Genomic DNA, 14,751 nt, shown 5'->3' on the forward strand with positions numbered 1-14,751 from the left:
GCCCAGACCGTAGGCCGTTCCCGCGTAGATCGCCAGGGTGCTCCGGACGTCAGCTCGCTGGACCGCTCTCGAGGCCGACGGAGAAGGTGAAGCGCTGGTTGCGGTCGAGGTCGTCGTCGCCGATGCGGGGCGCGGTGAGCAGCGGGCCACCGACGCTCGCCACCGTCGCGTCGAGCACCTGACCTGGTCGCGCTCTGGCCGCGACCTGCTGAGCCGTGTCGTCGGTGGGGTCGAGGTCCCACTCCTGGCGTGCGTCGCCGGCCGCGCACTCGGTCATCGTGACGGTCGAGATCAGCGGCGTGGCCGCGGACGCGAGGCACGACCCGGTGAAGGGTCCAGAGACGGCCTTCAGGCCGACCCAGCCGTCAGCCTTGAGCCCGTCCCAGACCCGCCACGACGTCCCGGAGGAGCAGTCGGCCGTCAGGCGCACGGTCGCGGCGCCCGGGCGACCACGGACGTCGAGACAGCGGATGCCGAACCCGATCGGGCGTACGGAGAGCTGCCCCGTGCTCGGCAGGGTCAACGGGCCGATGGTCGCCGTCTCGGATCGGCCGCCACGTCCGACCGCGACGACCTCGTACAGGACCCGGCCGCCGTTCGGCGCGTCGACGTCGACGTACGACAGTGCGGTGAGCGGCTCGGGGCCGGAGATCAGCTCACCAGTGATGGCGGCGGCCAGTGAGAAGCGGCCGGCCCCGGCGCCGGTGTCAGCCGCACGGTAGACCTCGTAGCCGGTCGCGCGGGGGACCTCGTCCCAGCGCAGGGTGACCCCGTCGGACTCATCGCTGAGCGCGACGCCGGTCGGCGGCGACGGGGGATCCTCGGTCGGTGTGGGCTCGGTGGGCGTCGGCTCGGTCGGCTCCGGCGCGGTGGGAGTCGGCTCGGTCGGCTCCGGCGCGGTGGGAGTCGGCTCGTTCGGCGCCGGGTCCTCGCCGTCGCGCGGGCCGTCCGGCGTCTCGTCGGGAGCGGGCTCGTCGGGATCGGGCAGAGCCGTGTCGGGCTCATCGGTGCCGGGGTCCGTGACGGGGATGCTCGGGGCCGTCGGCAGCGGCCCGGGCAGGGTCAGACCCGGCGGAATCACGCCTGTGGGATCCGCGGGGTCGGCGGGAGCCGGCCGCGGAGCGGGAGTGCCACCTGTCGAGGGGGCAGGGAGCTGCTGCTGCGGGCCGTCGGAGGCCTCGTCGGACGTCGGTCCGGTCTGCATGTCCAGCGTCATCGCCAGGAGCGTGCCGGCCACGGCGGCGCCGATGATGCCGACGGTGACGCCGGCGGCGGCGATGCCGTGCGACGGAGCGGCCATCACCCAGTCGCGGGCGCGTCCGACCGCCGTGCCTGCGGTGCTGCCGCTCGCTGCCGTGCCCGCTGCGGTCTCGCCGCGGGTCGCCGCGACGTAGCCGGAGCCGGCGGCGCCGAGCAGGATCGGGGCGAGCAGGCCGCGCAGTCCCGAGTTGACCTCGACCAGCTCGAGATAGACGGCCGTGCACCGAGGGCACTCTTCGAGGTGCTCGCGGACCCGGGTGGTCTCGCGCTTGCCGAGGCCCTGGCGCACGTACGCGCCGAGGCGCTCGGTGGTCCAGCGGCACTGCTCCTCGGCGGTGTCGGCGAGGTGGAGCTGGAGATACGACTGACGCAGACCCTCGCGCGCCCGGTAGGCGAGCGCCGAGACCCCGTTGGCGGTCATGCCGAGCATCGGCGCGATGTCGGCAGGCTTGGCGCCCTCGACGTCGAGGTGCCACAGCACGAGCTGCCAGCGCTCGGGGAGCGAGGCGAATGCCCGGGCCGCCGCTGAGTTCTCGAAGGCGGCGACGGCCGTGTCGTCGAACTCGACACCCCCGTCGTACTTCTCGAGGTCGTCGGTGGGCTGGACCCGCCGCTCGGCGCGGATCCGGTCGACGTGCAGGCGGCGGATCGCCGTCAGGAGGTATGCGCGGAACGCCACGTCGGGGCCCGCTCCCGCGCGGAGCTGACCGAGGACCTTGATGAACGCCTCAGAGACCAGGTCGTCGCCGTCGGGGCCCGGGACCAGCTGAGCGGCCATCCTGCGTGCCGCGTCGCGGTGACGCTCGAAGAGCGCCCCGTACGCGTCGTTGTCTCCCGCGCGGACCGCCGAGATCAGCTCAGCGTCGCTCGGGACCGTGGGGTCGGCAGGAATGTCGGTCATTTCGCCTCCCACCGTAGGCGAGAACGCGTGGCCAAGGGCAGTCCGGAGAAAAAGATTGTCGAACCGGCGTCATGGTTCGTGGCGACCGTCGTCTCACCACCATGAAGCACAACGAGACAGCCTCCACCTCGGCGTACCGGGTTTCGACCGAGACGTTGTTCTTGGTCCCGATGCGCCACCTGGACGCGCTGCGCGACGTGCTTCGTCGAGGAGGGGACCCCGAAGGTGCTGCCGTCGAGCTGGGGACGGCGGCGGCGGCCGAGGGGATCGGGTGGAGCGAGCTGTTGCGCGACGTCGAAGACGTGAGCCGCAGCGTCTCGGGCTCGCTCCCACCGTACGAGATGGTCCGCGCGATGAGCATCGCGTGGACCGAGACCGCCCTCCAAGACGCGTACGCGATGTCGTGCGAGGACCCTCTGACCGGTCTGACGACGCCCGAGCACCTGCGAACCCGGCTCGACGATGCCTATCGCCTCGCCGAGCGCAACGGTGCGGCTGCCTCGGACCAGTGGGCCTTCGTGGTCGTCGAGCTGACGTCCACCGGGGGCCCCGAGATCGGACTGCTGCGATCGCTGTCGATGATCGCCGTGTCGGACCTCCTGAGGACCTGCTTCGACGGCGACGAGACCATCGCACGGCTCGGCGAGCGCCGCGCCGTGGCGCTGGTCCGCCGGTCGGACGCGACACGTGGGTACACGGCTCTGCGCGATCTCATCGCGCAGTCGCCCGACGTCCCTTCGACCCGGGTGTGGGTCGAGGGTGTCCCGGCGAGCTCGCAGGCAGCGAGCCGCCTGCTCGGTGAGCTCGGTCGCGGTTCTTCCGCGGACGAGCTCGGCTGACCGCACCGGCGTCCGCTCGCTCTCGGGTCGAGCGGACGTCGGTGCGTGACGCGTCAACAGGCGTCCTGCCCCGTGGCGGGCCGATGTGGAACGCTGGTCCCATGTGCGGCCGCTACGCCACCACCCGATCCACCGCCGACCTGAGCGCCGAGTTCGAGGCCGAGCCCGCCGAGGACCTGCCTGACCTGCGCCCCGACTACAATGTCGCGCCGACCAAGGTCGTGCCGCTGATCCTCGAACGACGTTCGTCAGAGGACCCCGACACCACACACCGGCTGGTCAAGGCCCTGACCTGGGGACTGGTCCCGAGCTGGGCCAAGGACCGCGCGATCGGCAACCGCCTCATCAACGCGCGCTCGGAGACGCTCGGCGAGAAGCCGTCGTTCCGCGCCGCGTTCGCCAAGCGGCGCGCGCTCGTGCCCGCCGACGGGTTCTACGAGTGGTACGAGACCGACCGGCTCAATGCCAAGGGCAAGCCGATCAAGCAGCCGTACTTCATCCACGCCCCCGACGGTGGCACCCTCGCGATGGCCGGCCTGTACGAGATCTGGCACGACAAGTCGCGTCCTGAGGACGACGAGGCCTCGTGGCTGTGGACCTTCACGATCATCACGACCACGGCGACCGACGAGCTCGGCCGCATCCACGACCGGGCGCCGATGCTCGTCCCCCACGACCAGTGGACGACGTGGCTCGACCCCGAGATGGACGACAAGGACCGGCTCGGAGAGCTCCTCGTCCCTGCGGCGCCTGGTGCGCTCGAGGCGTACCCCGTGTCCACGTCCGTCAACAACGTCCGCAACAACGGCCCCGAGCTGATGGAGCCGATCGCAGCCGACGGGGAGCCGGAGCCCGACGACGGGGGACAGCCCCGCCTCGGTGACCTCTGATGACGACGCTGTCCGAGGCCACGTACGACACCCCGTACGGGCCGGGTCGGATCGTGGCGCGACGTTCGGACCGCCCGTGGGCCGTGCTGGTCCTCACGCACGGCGCCGGCGGCGGGATCGAGAGCCACGACCTGGAGGTCCTCACCGCGGGCCTCCCGAAGCTGGGCGTCGGTGTCGTGCGGATCGAGATGCCGTGGCGGACCGCCGGCAAGCGCATCGCTTCTGCACCGAGCGTCCTCGATGCGTCCTTCACGTCGCTGGTCGACCACCTGCGGCCGCGGGTGCCGTTGTTCATCGGCGGGCGCAGCGCCGGTGCGCGGGTGGCCTGCCGGCGCGGGCGCGCGCTCGGTGCGGTCGGCGTCGTCGCGCTGGCGTTCCCCCTGCACCCGCCAGGCAGGCCCGAGCGCAGCCGCGCGGACGAGCTTCTCGGCGCCGGGGTCCCGACGCTCGTCGTCCAGGGCGAGCGGGACACCTTCGGCACCCCCGCGGAGTTTCCCCTCGGCACGTCGATGGTCGTGCTCCCCGGGGCCGACCACTCGCTCAAGGTCGCCAAGCGGGCAGAGCCCGACCAGGCAGCCGTCGACGCGCTGCTCGTCGAGGGCGTGCACGAGTTCCTCCATCATCGCGTCGGTCGCTCGGGCACTGCCGGGGAATGACGTTCCGCCGGACTGCGTTGACACCTGTCGTGCCGCCATCCGCGCGGCCTGGCAGCAACCGGAGGAGGATGCGTGCTCGCGACCCTGACTCGCCCCGCTGACACCGGCCCCGTCGAGCCGGACCGGACCGTGGCTCCGGAGGTAGGCTGGGCGGTGATGACCGAACCCACCGAAGCCCCTGTCGCGGCCGACTCCGAGGAGTCGACCGAGCGGGTCGAGGCGAGCGAGACCCCGGAGGAGCGCACCGCGCGCTTCGAGCGTGACGCGCTGCCGTTCCTCGACCAGCTCTACTCCGCTGCGCTGCGCATGACGCGCAGCCCGCACGATGCCGAGGACCTCGTCCAGGAGACGTTCGCCAAGGCGTACCAGTCGTTCCACCAGTTCCGGCCCGGCACCAACCTCAAGGCCTGGCTCTACCGGATCCTCACCAACACCTACATCAACTCGTACCGCAAGAAGCAGCGCCAGCCGCAGCAGCAGATGACGGACGAGATCGAGGACTGGCAGCTCGCCCGCTCCGCTGCGCACACCTCGAGCGGCCTCAAGTCCGCCGAGATGGAGGCGCTGGAGCACCTCCCTGACAGTGACGTCAAGCAGGCGCTGCAGCAGCTGCCCGAGGACTTCCGGTACGCGGTCTACCTGGCCGACGTCGAAGGCTTCCCGTACAAGGAGATCGCCGAGATCATGGAGACCCCCATCGGCACCGTGATGTCGCGGCTCCACCGTGGACGCAAGCAGCTGCGCGAGCTGCTCACCGACTACGCCCGCGAACGCGGCATGGTTTCGGCAGGTGACAAGGCATGAGTGACGAGATCAACCTCGGGCCGGACTGCCAGAGTGCCCTCGAGAACCTCTACCTCTTCCTCGACCACGAGATGGCCGAGGGCGACTGGGACGCGGTCCACGCCCACATCGCCGACTGCGCGCCGTGCCTCACGCAGTTCGACGTGGAGCGCATCGTCAAGGAGCTCGTGGCGCGCTCGTGCCGCGAGAAGGCTCCGGAGGTCCTCCGCGCGAAGGTCCTGACCTCGATCCGGACCACGGTCACCTACACCCGTACCGACGTCGTCGGCACCGACGCCCGCGGCGAGATGGACGCGTGAGCGGGCTCGAGAAGGGCCTGACCGCGTCGCTCACCAAGCATGTCACCGAGGCTGACACTGCGCGCGCCGTCGGCAGCGGCTCGCTCGAGGTGCTCGGGACGCCGCGGGTGCTCGCCTGGTGCGAGGAGGCGACGTGCGAGGCCCTCGCGCCCGTCCTCGAGGCCGGCGCCACCTCCGTCGGCACGCGCGTACGCCTCGACCACCTCGCCGCGAGCCCGGTGGGCTCCGTCGTCGCGGTCGTGGCGACCGTGAAGGCCGTCGACGGACGCATGGTGACGTTCGAGGTCGTCGTGACCGACGCGGACGGCCGGATGCTCGCCGAGGGCGAGGTGCGCCGGGTCGTCGTCGACGTCGACCGGTTCCTCGCCCGCGTCGGCGCATGAAGACGGTCCTGGTCCGTCCGGCCGCACCCGCCGAGCACGCGCTGGCGGGTGAGATCGTCGTGGCCGCCTACAGCGCCGAGGGGTACCTCGTCCGCGCCGACGGCTCGTACGACGTGGACTACGCGGCGAAGCTCGCTGACGTCGCGCATCGCGCGGAGGACTCGGACGTCCTCGTCGCCGAGCTCGACGGCGAGGTCGTCGGCACCTTCACGTGGTGCGGCCCCGGCTCGTCGATGCGTGAGCTCGCGACGCGCGACGACCAGGGGGAGTTCCGGATGCTCGGCGTCCGGCCGGACGCCGCGGGGCGCGGCGTCGCGTCCGCGATGGTGCGCTGGTGCCTCGAGCGCGCGGCCGTCGACGGCCTTCGGGAGATCGTGATCAGTTCGCTGCCCGAGATGGTGCCCGCGCACCAGGTGTACGAGCGGCACGGCTTCGTCCGTCACCCGGACCTCGACTGGTCTCCCGTGCCCGGCACCGAGCTGGTCGCCTTCACGCGCTCCGTCTGACCGCCTTCACTCTCCGTGGGGCCCCACGGAGACGTGCTGCCCCACCGGAAGCTTTCAGTGGGGCAGCGACTTTCGGTGGGGCCCCACGGAAAGTGGCGACGGCTGATCGGCGAAGCGCGCAGACAAAAAGAGCCTCGTACCGGTCTGGTACGAGGCTCTTTGGGTGCTGCTCAAGCGTTGGGACGCTTGCCGTGGTTCGCGCCCTTCTTGCGACGCGCCCGGCGCTTGCGGCCAGTCTTGCCCATGGGTCCTCCTCGAAAATGTGCTCGTTCCATGGTCGCATGCGTGGGCAACTGCCCCGTACGCGACCTCAGACGCCGGTGGTGCTGCGCGGGTACTGCGCGTTGACGTCCGTCATCACGTTGACGAGGTAGGGGATGCCCGAGGCGAACGCGCGGTCGAGAGCGGGGCCGATGTCTTTCGGGTCGGTCACGGTCTCGCCGCCGCCCCCGAGGGCGGTGACGACCTGGTCGTACCGCGTGTGGGGGGCGAGGTCGGCGGCCACGTCGTAGCCGTACAGGAATTGCATCGGTGCCTTCTCGAGGCCCCAGGCGGAGTTGTTGCCGACGACCATGACGACCGGCAGGTTGTGGCGGACGAGCGTGTCGACGTCGATGAGCGACATGCCCGCTGCCCCGTCGCCGAACAGCACGACGACCTGGCTGTCGGGCCGTGCGATCCGCGCCGCCATCGCCGCGCCGAGACCCGCACCCAGGCACCCGTACGGGCCGGGGTCGAGCCAGCAGCCGGGGCGCGCCGGCTCGAGGAACTTGCCGGCGAACGAGACGAAGTCGCCGCCGTCACCGATCACGACGGCGTCGTCGGCGAGGCGGGGGATGAGCTCGCCGTAGATCCGTGCGGGGTGGATCGGGTCGGCCTCGGCTCCGAGCAGTGCGGCGTCACGGGTGGCAGCCGCCGCGACCGCTTCGCGCAGCTGCTGGGTCCAGTCGGTCCACGACGGGCGGGAGCCGGACGTCGAGAGCAGCGCGTGCAGGACCTGGTCGAAGCACGTCGTGAGGTCACCGGCCAGCGACGCCGCGAGGTCGGCACGGGACGAGACCTGGCTCGGGCTGTCGGCGACGTGCACGACCTTCGCGTGCGGGGCACCGTCCTTGCCGCCGAAGACGCCGTAGCCGAGTCGGAAGTCGAGCGGGGTGCCGACGACCACGACGAGGTCGGCCTTGCCGAGCGCCTGCGAGCGGGCCTTGGTGACGAGCAGCGGGTGGCCGCCGGGGATCACACCGCGGCCCATGCCGTTGGCGATCGCGGGGATCCCCGACTCGTCGACGAAGCGCAGCGCCGCCTGCTCGGCGCGATCGGCCCACACGTCGGTGCCGAGGACGAGCACGGGACGCTGGGCCTCTGCGAGGAGCCGGGCGACCTGGGCGACCTGGTCACCGTCGGGCTCGAGCGCGTCGGGCAGCACGCCGTAGGCGGCGCCGGTGGCCGTCGTCCGGCTGAAGAGCTGGTCCATCGGCACGTCGAGGAACGTCGGCCCACGGTGCGAGGAGCCGGCCAGCGCGAACGCGTGGTCAACCATCGGCCCGACCTCGTCGACCGTCGGTGCCGTGCCGGCCCACTTGGAGACCGTGGAGATGATCGGCGGGTGGTCGAGCTCCTGGAGACTCCCCATGCCCCACGTGTGAGTGGCCGCGCGGCCACCGATCGTCACGAGCGGCGAGCCTGCGAAGTGCGCCTGCGCGATCGGGCTCACGCCGTTGGTGATGCCCGGGCCCGCGGTGAGGACGGCCAGGCCCGGCGTACGGCTGAGCTTGCCGGTGGCCTCTGCGGCGAAGACCGCCGAAGGCTCGTGGCGGACGTCGACGATGCGCATCGGCGTCTCGGCCTTGACGGCGGCGTCGTACAGCGGGAAGACGTGCGCACCCGAGAGCGTGAACATGGTCTCGACGCCGTGGGCCTTCGCGGCATCGACGGCGTGGTCACCGCCGTGTCCCTCGCGGCCCTCGGGAGCGGCATCGGTGGCAGTGGGGGTCTCTGCGGTCATGTGACCCAGGTTACCCAGCGGTAGGTGACCCGTACAGAGGAACCTGGACACCCGCCCAGTCGGAACGGGTCAGCGCGACGACGGGACGGGACGCCGGACGTTCGGGGTGGTGAACAGCCAGGGGCTCTCCGCGCGGATCTGCTCGATCGCCGCGAGGAGGAGGTCGGCGCGGTGCGGCGAGGGCCCCGCGAAGAGCGTGTCGTCGCCTGCCACCCCCGAGCGTCCCTTCACGCCGAGTGCCAGCTGGAGGTGGAGCGCACGCAGGAAGCGCGAGGTGTTGTAAGCGGTGGGGGACGGCCACTGGCCAGAGGACTTGCCCCGGGTCCGAGGGCGCCGCGTCCCCGCTCCCAGGCGGGCGATCCAGGGCTCGACGACGTTGGGCGCGACCGCGTCGCGGTGCAGCACCGCCATCGCGGCGTACGCGAGCCGGTCGTCCTCACCGTGGTAGAGCACGTGGTCGGTCGGGGCGAGGAGCCGGTCGGCGATGACGTCGAGCAGCACCATCAGCTCGAGCTTGTCGAAGTGGGGGGAGCGGGCCAGCGCGCCGAGGAGATCGGCCCCGTTGGCGACCGCGTGCGCCCAGCCCACGTCCGGGATCCAGCCGCGGAGGTCCTTCTCGCGGATCAGCCAGGACGTCGCCTGGTCGCCCCAGCCCATCACGGTCCCGGCGGGAAGCAGCTGCATCTCGTTGTCGCGCGTGACGATCTCGGTGAGCACGAGCGCGGTGTACGAGCGTCGGAGCACGGTGAGGTCTCCGGAGTTGCCGAGGCCGTTGCTCAGACCGGTGACGACCCCGTTGCCGAATCCGCGCAGCAGGGTGTCGTACTCGCCGGAGTGAATCCACGTGGCGAGCAGCGGGAAGGCGATGCCGTCGCGCTGCTCCGGATCGGGGCTCGCGAGCATGTCGATGAGCTCGAGCGTCAGGTCGTTGAGCGACCGATCGCTCGGCACCTGCATCCCGGCGCCGATCACGGACTGCCAGTACGACTCGGACACGGGCCTATGGTCGCACGTACCACGTCCGCAGGGAGACCCACCCCACACCCTTTTCCGCCGGGGCGTGCTGGAGGGCGATCCGGGCTGGATACGCTGGCCGCGTGCCCTCCCTCGACGACGTCGCCAGTCACCAGACGAGCCTGTCGCGCGAGGACATGGAGTGGCTCCACCAGCTCGTCGCCGACTGGCAGATCCTGGCCGACCTCTCGTTCGCCGATCTCGTGCTCTGGCTGCCCGACGCCGAGGGCAAGGGCTTCTGGGCCGGCGCGCAGATGCGCCCGACGACGGGCGTGACGGCACACCTCGACGACATCGTCGGCGACTTCGTCCCGCGCAACCGCCGCCCGACGATCGACGCGGCGTTCCGCGAGGGTCGTGTGGTGCGCGAGGGCGACCCGGAGTGGCGCGACGACATCCCCGTACGCCTCGAGACGATCCCCGTACGCCGTGACGGCGCGGTGATCGCGGTGATCGCACGCAGCACCAACCTCCTGGGCGTCCGTACGCCGAGCCGCCTCGAGCTGTCGTACCTGGCGATGGCCGACGACCTCACCGAGATGATCAGCGAGGGCGATTTCCCGCTTCCCGGCGAGCAGTCCGACCTGTCGCACTCGCCGCGCGTCGGTGACGGTCTGGTCCGAACCGACGCCGACGGCAGGGTCACGTACGCCAGCCCGAACGGCGTCTCGGCGTTCCGGCGGCTCGGCGTGACCGGCGACCTCGAGGGCACCGATCTCCCTGAGGTCACGCGCGCGCTCATCGCCGCGCCCCACCGCCCGACCGACCAGGCGATGCAGCCGGCGCTCACCGGTCGTACGGGGTCGCAGGCGGAGCTGGAGAACGGCGACGCCTCGCTCAGCATGCGGGCGATCCCGCTGCGTTCGTCGGGCAAGCCGTCAGGCGCGCTCGTGCTCCTGCGCGACGTCACCGAGCTGCGCCGACGCGAGCGCGAGCTGATGAGCAAGGAGGCGACGATCCGGGAGATCCACCACCGGGTCAAGAACAACCTCCAGACCGTGCAGGCCCTCCTGCGCCTGCAGGCCCGCCGGATGGACACCGGCGCCGGCCGCGAGGCGCTAGAAGAGGCCGTACGCCGGATCGGCTCGATCGCCGTGGTCCACGAGACGCTCAGCCAGGCCTTCGATGAGATGGTGCAGTTCGACGAGGTCGCGGACCGGCTCCGCACGATGGTTGCCGAGGTGGCGTCGCCGGCGCGCAGCGTGAGCACCGAGCGGATCGGCTCGTTCGGCGAGCTGCCCGCCGAGGTCGCGACGCCGCTCGCGATGGTGCTGACCGAGCTCATCCAGAACGCCGCCGAGCACGCGTTTGGCGAGGAGGAGAGCGGGCACGTCGTGCTGGAGGTCCGGCGTCGTGACGACCGCCTGGAGCTAGCGGTGCTTGACGACGGTGTGGGGCTGCCGAGCGGGTTCGACCCGCGCGCGACGACGAGCCTGGGGGTCTCGATCGTCGCGACGCTCGTCGAGTCCGAGCTCGGGGGGACGCTGGCCTTCGGGCCCCGTCACCCGGCAACCGGGGGCGGCGGCACGCGGGTGCGCATCGAGGTCCCGCTGGAGCGTCGGTGACGCCTTGAGGGACGGGCAGGACGTACGAAGGTCCCGCCCCCGCGATGCGGAGACGGGACCTGGGTGTGCGTCGTTGCGAGACCGCTCAGGCGGTGCGGATGCGGGCGCGGGCGGTGCGGCGCTTGAGTGCGCGGCGCTCGTCCTCGCTCATTCCGCCCCAGACACCGTGGTCCTGTCCGGACTCCAGAGCCCACGTGAGACACTGGTCACGGACGTCGCAGCGGCGGCACACCATCTTCGCTTCCTCGACCTGAGAGATCGCCGGTCCCGTGCTCCCGATCGGGAAGAACAGTTCCGGGTCCTCGTCGAGGCAGGCAGCGTGGTGACGCCAGTCCATGGCGAAACATCCTTTCATCTGGTCGCTGAGGGGGGTGCGACCTTCGGCAGTTGTGAATCTCTTCACGAGCATGGGCGGAGGCATACGGATCCCGTACCGTTGAGGTGGGACTCGAACGTTCCGATCTGCCGCCCGTCGCCTGGAATCACAGCGATCTCTCGCCCATGAATCAGCGCCACACAGCAGACTATGATCGTCGCAAGAAACGCTGGTTAACACAAGGGCAATACGCCGGAAGGAGCCTGTTTCGTGGGTCACACCGCACCTGCGCCGACACTCAGGATCAAGGTAGCGGTGGTCATCGTCGCCGTCGAGGCCCTCGCCCTGATCGCCTTCGGCGTCCTCGATCTCCTGGACCTGCACGCCGACCGGGTGGTGCTCGCGATCGGGACGTCGCTGTTCTTCTTCGGGTACGCCGGCCTCCAGCTGGTCGCGGCACGCGCGCTGTGGCACCTAGCAGGGTGGGGGCGCGGCGCACTGGCGTTCACCCAGCTCATCCAACTCGGCCTCGCGTGGAACCTTCGCGAGGCCAACCCGCCCGTGGCGCTCGTCTTCGCGATCGCGGCCGGCGCGGTGATGTGGTGCATGTTCTCGCGGTCGACGCACCGGCTGTTCTCCGAGCTCGACGCGCAGGCGCGGGCCTCGCAGCAGTAGCCCGTGTGGTTGAATAGCCTGCGGGTCACCCCCTCTTGTGCGCTCCCGCGGCCAGACCGGCCGTGTGTGGGGCTCCGGTCACCGGTCCCGTTCTCGATCGGTACGCAGACGACGTCGCTCCACGCGACCGTTCGTCCCGTTCACCCTTTCGCTCAACAGTGAGGTTCTCGTGGTTGCCGAGTCAGTCGACCGTGTCCCGTTCTCGTCGCAGTTCGCGGGGGACCCGGTATTCGACGTACACCGCGGCGGCAAGATGCAGATCGCCAGCACCGCACCGCTGCGCGACGCCGACGACCTCTCCCTGTCGTACACGCCTGGTGTCGCCCGCGTCTGCGAGGCGATCGCCGCCGACCCGTCGGTCGCCGACGACTACACCTGGGTCCCTAACACGGTCGCCGTGATCACCGACGGCTCGGCCGTCCTCGGGCTCGGCGACATCGGTCCGACGGCGTCGCTGCCGGTGATGGAGGGCAAGGCGGTCCTGTTCAAGCAGTTCGGTGGCGTCGACGCGATCCCGCTGGCGCTGGACGTCCGTGACCCCGACACTTTCGTCGACACCGTCGCGCACCTCGCGCCGAGCTTTGGGGGCATCAACCTCGAGGACATCGCCGCGCCGCGCTGCTTCGAGATCGAGCGCGCGCTGCAGGCGCGCGTCGACATCCCGGTGTTCCACGACGACCAGCACGGGACGGCGATCGTCACGCTGGCCGCGCTGCTCAACGCGCTGGCGCTGACGGGCCGGTCGGTCGAGGACACCAAGGTCGTCATCTCCGGCGCAGGTGCGGCCGGGGTCGCCATCGCCCGCATCCTGCAGGCGAGCGGCATCCGCAAGCTTGCCGTCGTGGACCGTGGTGGCGTGATCCACCCGTCCCGTGCGGACCTCACGCCGATCAAGGCCGAGCTCGCGTACGAGACCAGCGAGTGGGGTCGTACGGGCCAGCTCTCCGACGCGCTCGTCGGCGCCGACGTGTTCATCGGCGTGTCCGGCGGCACGGTGGGGGAGTCGGCGGTCGAGCGGATGGCCGACGACGCGATCGTGTTCGCGCTGGCCAACCCGACGCCCGAGGTGCACCCCGACATCGCGCGCCGCCACGCCAGGGTGGTGGCGACCGGGCGGTCCGACTACCCCAACCAGATCAACAATGTGCTGGCGTTCCCCGGCCTTTTCCGCGGCGCGCTCGACGTGCGGGCGTCGCGGGTGACCGAGGGCATGAAGGTCGCCGCCGCACGGGCCCTGTCGGACCTGGTGGGCGACCGGCTCAGCGAGTCGTACGTCATCCCGTCGCCGTTCGACGAGCGGGTCGCGCCGGCGGTGGCGGGGGCGGTGATGGCGGCAGCGCGTCGCGACGGTGTCGCGCGTCGGTAGGGCGACGGTGTCGCGCGTCGGTAGACCGACGACCCGTGGATAGGGTGCGGTCATGTTTGCCGTGTACGCCGAATCCTTCAGCAACGACGACCCGCTCTCCGGCTTGGTTGTGGGCGAGCGCCCCGACCCTGAGGTTCCTGAGGGCTGGACGACCGTCACCGTCAAGGCTGCCTCGCTGAACCACCACGACATCTGGTCCCTGAGGGGGGTCGGCCTTCGTGAGGAGCAGCTTCCGATGATCCTGGGCTGCGACGCGGCCGGGCTAGACGTGGACGGCAACGAGGTCGTCGTCCACGCGGTGATCAGCGACCCGTCGTGGACCGGTGACGAGACCCACGACCCGAAGCGCTCGCTGCTCTCGGAGCGCTACCAGGGCACATTTGCGGACAAGGTCGTCGTCCCCAGGCGCAACGTCGTCCCCAAGCCGGCGGGTCTCTCGTTCGAGGAGGCGGCCTGCCTGCCGACGGCATGGCTCACCGCGTACCGGATGCTGTTCACGCAGTCGGGTCTCAAGCCGGGCGACTCGGTCCTCGTCCAGGGCGCCGGAGGTGGCGTCGCGACGGCGCTCATCACCCTGGCACGGGCCGCGGGCATCCGCGTGTACGCGACGAGCCGTGACGAGGCGAAGCGCTCGCGTGCGCTGGAGATCGGCGCCAACGAGGTCTTCGAGTCGGGTGCGCGGCTGCCCGCCCGCGTCGACGCCGTGATGGAGACCGTCGGTGCGGCGACCTGGTCGCACTCGGTCAAGTCACTCAAGCCGGGCGGCACGATCGTCATCGCCGGCGCCACCTCCGGCAACAACCCGTCGCAGGCCGAGCTGACCCGCATCTTCTTTCTCCAGCTGCGCATCCAGGGCTCCACGATGGGCACGCGCACGGAGCTGGCTCAGCTGGTCGAGTTCCTCGACGTGACCGGCGCCCGCCCGCTCATCGATCACGTGATCCCGATGACGCAGGCCCGTGAGGGCTTCGCGGCGGTCGCCGCAGGCGACGTGTTCGGCAAGATCGTCCTCACCCGCTGACACCCGCTGACGCGGAAGGCCCGCCGCTCCGGTACGGAACGGCGGGCCTTCTCGGGTCGCGCGTGTGGCTCAGTCGTCCTCGTCGTCGAGGCGCGCCAGCCAGGTGGCGAGCCGCTCGACCGGCACCTCGAACTCAGGATTGAGGTCGAGGAACTCCTGCAGCCGCTCCGAGAGCCACGCGAAGGTGACCTCCTCGTCGCCGCGACGCGAGTCCAGCTCCTCGATCCCTCTGTCGGTGAAGTACACGAGCA

General features: G+C 71.1%; 16 protein-coding genes. 11 read left to right on the plus strand and 5 right to left on the minus strand.

Annotation, left to right across the window (positions count from 1 at the left end; genetic code table 11):
* Positions 1-49: 49 nt before the first annotated feature.
* On the minus strand, positions 50-2,161 hold the full coding sequence (locus HCT63_RS16505) for a sigma-70 family RNA polymerase sigma factor (RefSeq protein ID WP_167007435.1): 2,112 nt from the start codon (positions 2,159-2,161) through the stop codon (positions 50-52).
* Between the two features lie 101 nt (positions 2,162-2,262).
* Here HCT63_RS16505 and HCT63_RS16510 point away from each other — a divergent pair, with 101 nt between their 5' ends.
* The 7 genes from HCT63_RS16510 (at position 2,263) to HCT63_RS16540 (ending at position 6,538) form a co-directional block, all read left to right on the plus strand.
* Positions 2,263-3,000, plus strand: a complete 738-nt coding sequence (locus HCT63_RS16510) for a hypothetical protein (protein ID WP_167007439.1) — start codon at positions 2,263-2,265, stop codon at positions 2,998-3,000.
* Positions 3,001-3,101: 101 nt separating this feature from the next.
* Positions 3,102-3,890 (plus strand): SOS response-associated peptidase, encoded by a 789-nt coding sequence (locus tag HCT63_RS16515; RefSeq protein ID WP_167007441.1) that lies wholly within the window; start codon positions 3,102-3,104, stop codon positions 3,888-3,890.
* Complete coding sequence (locus tag HCT63_RS16520; RefSeq protein WP_167007444.1) at positions 3,890-4,546, plus strand: alpha/beta family hydrolase; 657 nt, start codon at positions 3,890-3,892, stop codon at positions 4,544-4,546. Before HCT63_RS16515 ends, HCT63_RS16520 begins: the two co-directional genes overlap by 1 nt.
* Before the next feature lie 156 nt (positions 4,547-4,702).
* A complete protein-coding gene (locus tag HCT63_RS16525; protein WP_167007447.1) occupies positions 4,703-5,350 on the plus strand; it encodes a sigma-70 family RNA polymerase sigma factor in 648 nt (215 codons plus the stop codon).
* The gene (rsrA, locus tag HCT63_RS16530; RefSeq protein WP_167007450.1) at positions 5,347-5,649 is read left to right on the plus strand and encodes a mycothiol system anti-sigma-R factor; all 303 of its coding nucleotides are present in this window, start codon (positions 5,347-5,349) and stop codon (positions 5,647-5,649) included. Before HCT63_RS16525 ends, rsrA begins: the two co-directional genes overlap by 4 nt.
* Positions 5,646-6,032 carry a hotdog domain-containing protein gene (locus HCT63_RS16535; protein WP_167007453.1) on the plus strand — a complete coding sequence of 129 codons (387 nt, stop codon included), beginning with the start codon at positions 5,646-5,648 and terminating at the stop codon, positions 6,030-6,032. The genes rsrA and HCT63_RS16535 overlap by 4 nt, the downstream gene beginning before the upstream one ends.
* Entirely contained in the window at positions 6,029-6,538 is a 510-nt protein-coding gene (locus HCT63_RS16540) for a GNAT family N-acetyltransferase (RefSeq protein WP_167007457.1), read from the plus strand. Before HCT63_RS16535 ends, HCT63_RS16540 begins: the two co-directional genes overlap by 4 nt.
* 310 nt (positions 6,539-6,848) lie before the next feature.
* Here the strand turns inward: HCT63_RS16540 and HCT63_RS16545 are convergent, their stop codons facing one another.
* Both HCT63_RS16545 and HCT63_RS16550 read right to left on the minus strand, forming a co-directional pair.
* Positions 6,849-8,543, minus strand: coding sequence for an acetolactate synthase (locus tag HCT63_RS16545; protein ID WP_167007460.1), 1,695 nt, complete (start codon positions 8,541-8,543; stop codon positions 6,849-6,851).
* A gap of 69 nt (positions 8,544-8,612) precedes the next feature.
* A complete protein-coding gene (locus tag HCT63_RS16550; RefSeq protein WP_243843087.1) occupies positions 8,613-9,539 on the minus strand; it encodes a DUF2785 domain-containing protein in 927 nt (308 codons plus the stop codon).
* Positions 9,540-9,640: 101 nt separating this feature from the next.
* Between HCT63_RS16550 and HCT63_RS16555 the strand changes: the two genes are divergently transcribed.
* Positions 9,641-11,122 (plus strand): PAS domain-containing sensor histidine kinase, encoded by a 1,482-nt coding sequence (locus tag HCT63_RS16555; protein ID WP_167007463.1) that lies wholly within the window; start codon positions 9,641-9,643, stop codon positions 11,120-11,122.
* A gap of 85 nt (positions 11,123-11,207) precedes the next feature.
* On the opposite strand, the gene HCT63_RS16560 is transcribed toward HCT63_RS16555, so the two are convergent.
* The gene (locus HCT63_RS16560; RefSeq protein WP_167007466.1) at positions 11,208-11,459 is read right to left on the minus strand and encodes a WhiB family transcriptional regulator; all 252 of its coding nucleotides are present in this window, start codon (positions 11,457-11,459) and stop codon (positions 11,208-11,210) included.
* 249 nt (positions 11,460-11,708) lie between these two features.
* Between HCT63_RS16560 and HCT63_RS16565 the strand changes: the two genes are divergently transcribed.
* The 3 genes from HCT63_RS16565 (at position 11,709) to HCT63_RS16575 (ending at position 14,500) form a co-directional block, all read left to right on the plus strand.
* The gene (locus HCT63_RS16565) at positions 11,709-12,113 is read left to right on the plus strand and encodes a hypothetical protein (protein ID WP_167007469.1); all 405 of its coding nucleotides are present in this window, start codon (positions 11,709-11,711) and stop codon (positions 12,111-12,113) included.
* A gap of 253 nt (positions 12,114-12,366) precedes the next feature.
* A complete protein-coding gene (locus HCT63_RS16570) occupies positions 12,367-13,479 on the plus strand; it encodes an NADP-dependent malic enzyme (RefSeq protein WP_167009197.1) in 1,113 nt (370 codons plus the stop codon).
* 52 nt (positions 13,480-13,531) lie between these two features.
* A complete protein-coding gene (locus HCT63_RS16575) occupies positions 13,532-14,500 on the plus strand; it encodes a zinc-binding dehydrogenase (RefSeq protein ID WP_167007472.1) in 969 nt (322 codons plus the stop codon).
* 69 nt (positions 14,501-14,569) lie between these two features.
* On the opposite strand, the gene HCT63_RS16580 is transcribed toward HCT63_RS16575, so the two are convergent.
* Entirely contained in the window at positions 14,570-14,746 is a 177-nt protein-coding gene (locus tag HCT63_RS16580; protein ID WP_167007475.1) for a DUF6104 family protein, read from the minus strand.
* Positions 14,747-14,751: the final 5 nt, after the last annotated feature.

The organism is Mumia sp. ZJ430 (assembly GCF_011751845.1).
Classification (GTDB): domain Bacteria; phylum Actinomycetota; class Actinomycetes; order Propionibacteriales; family Nocardioidaceae; genus Mumia.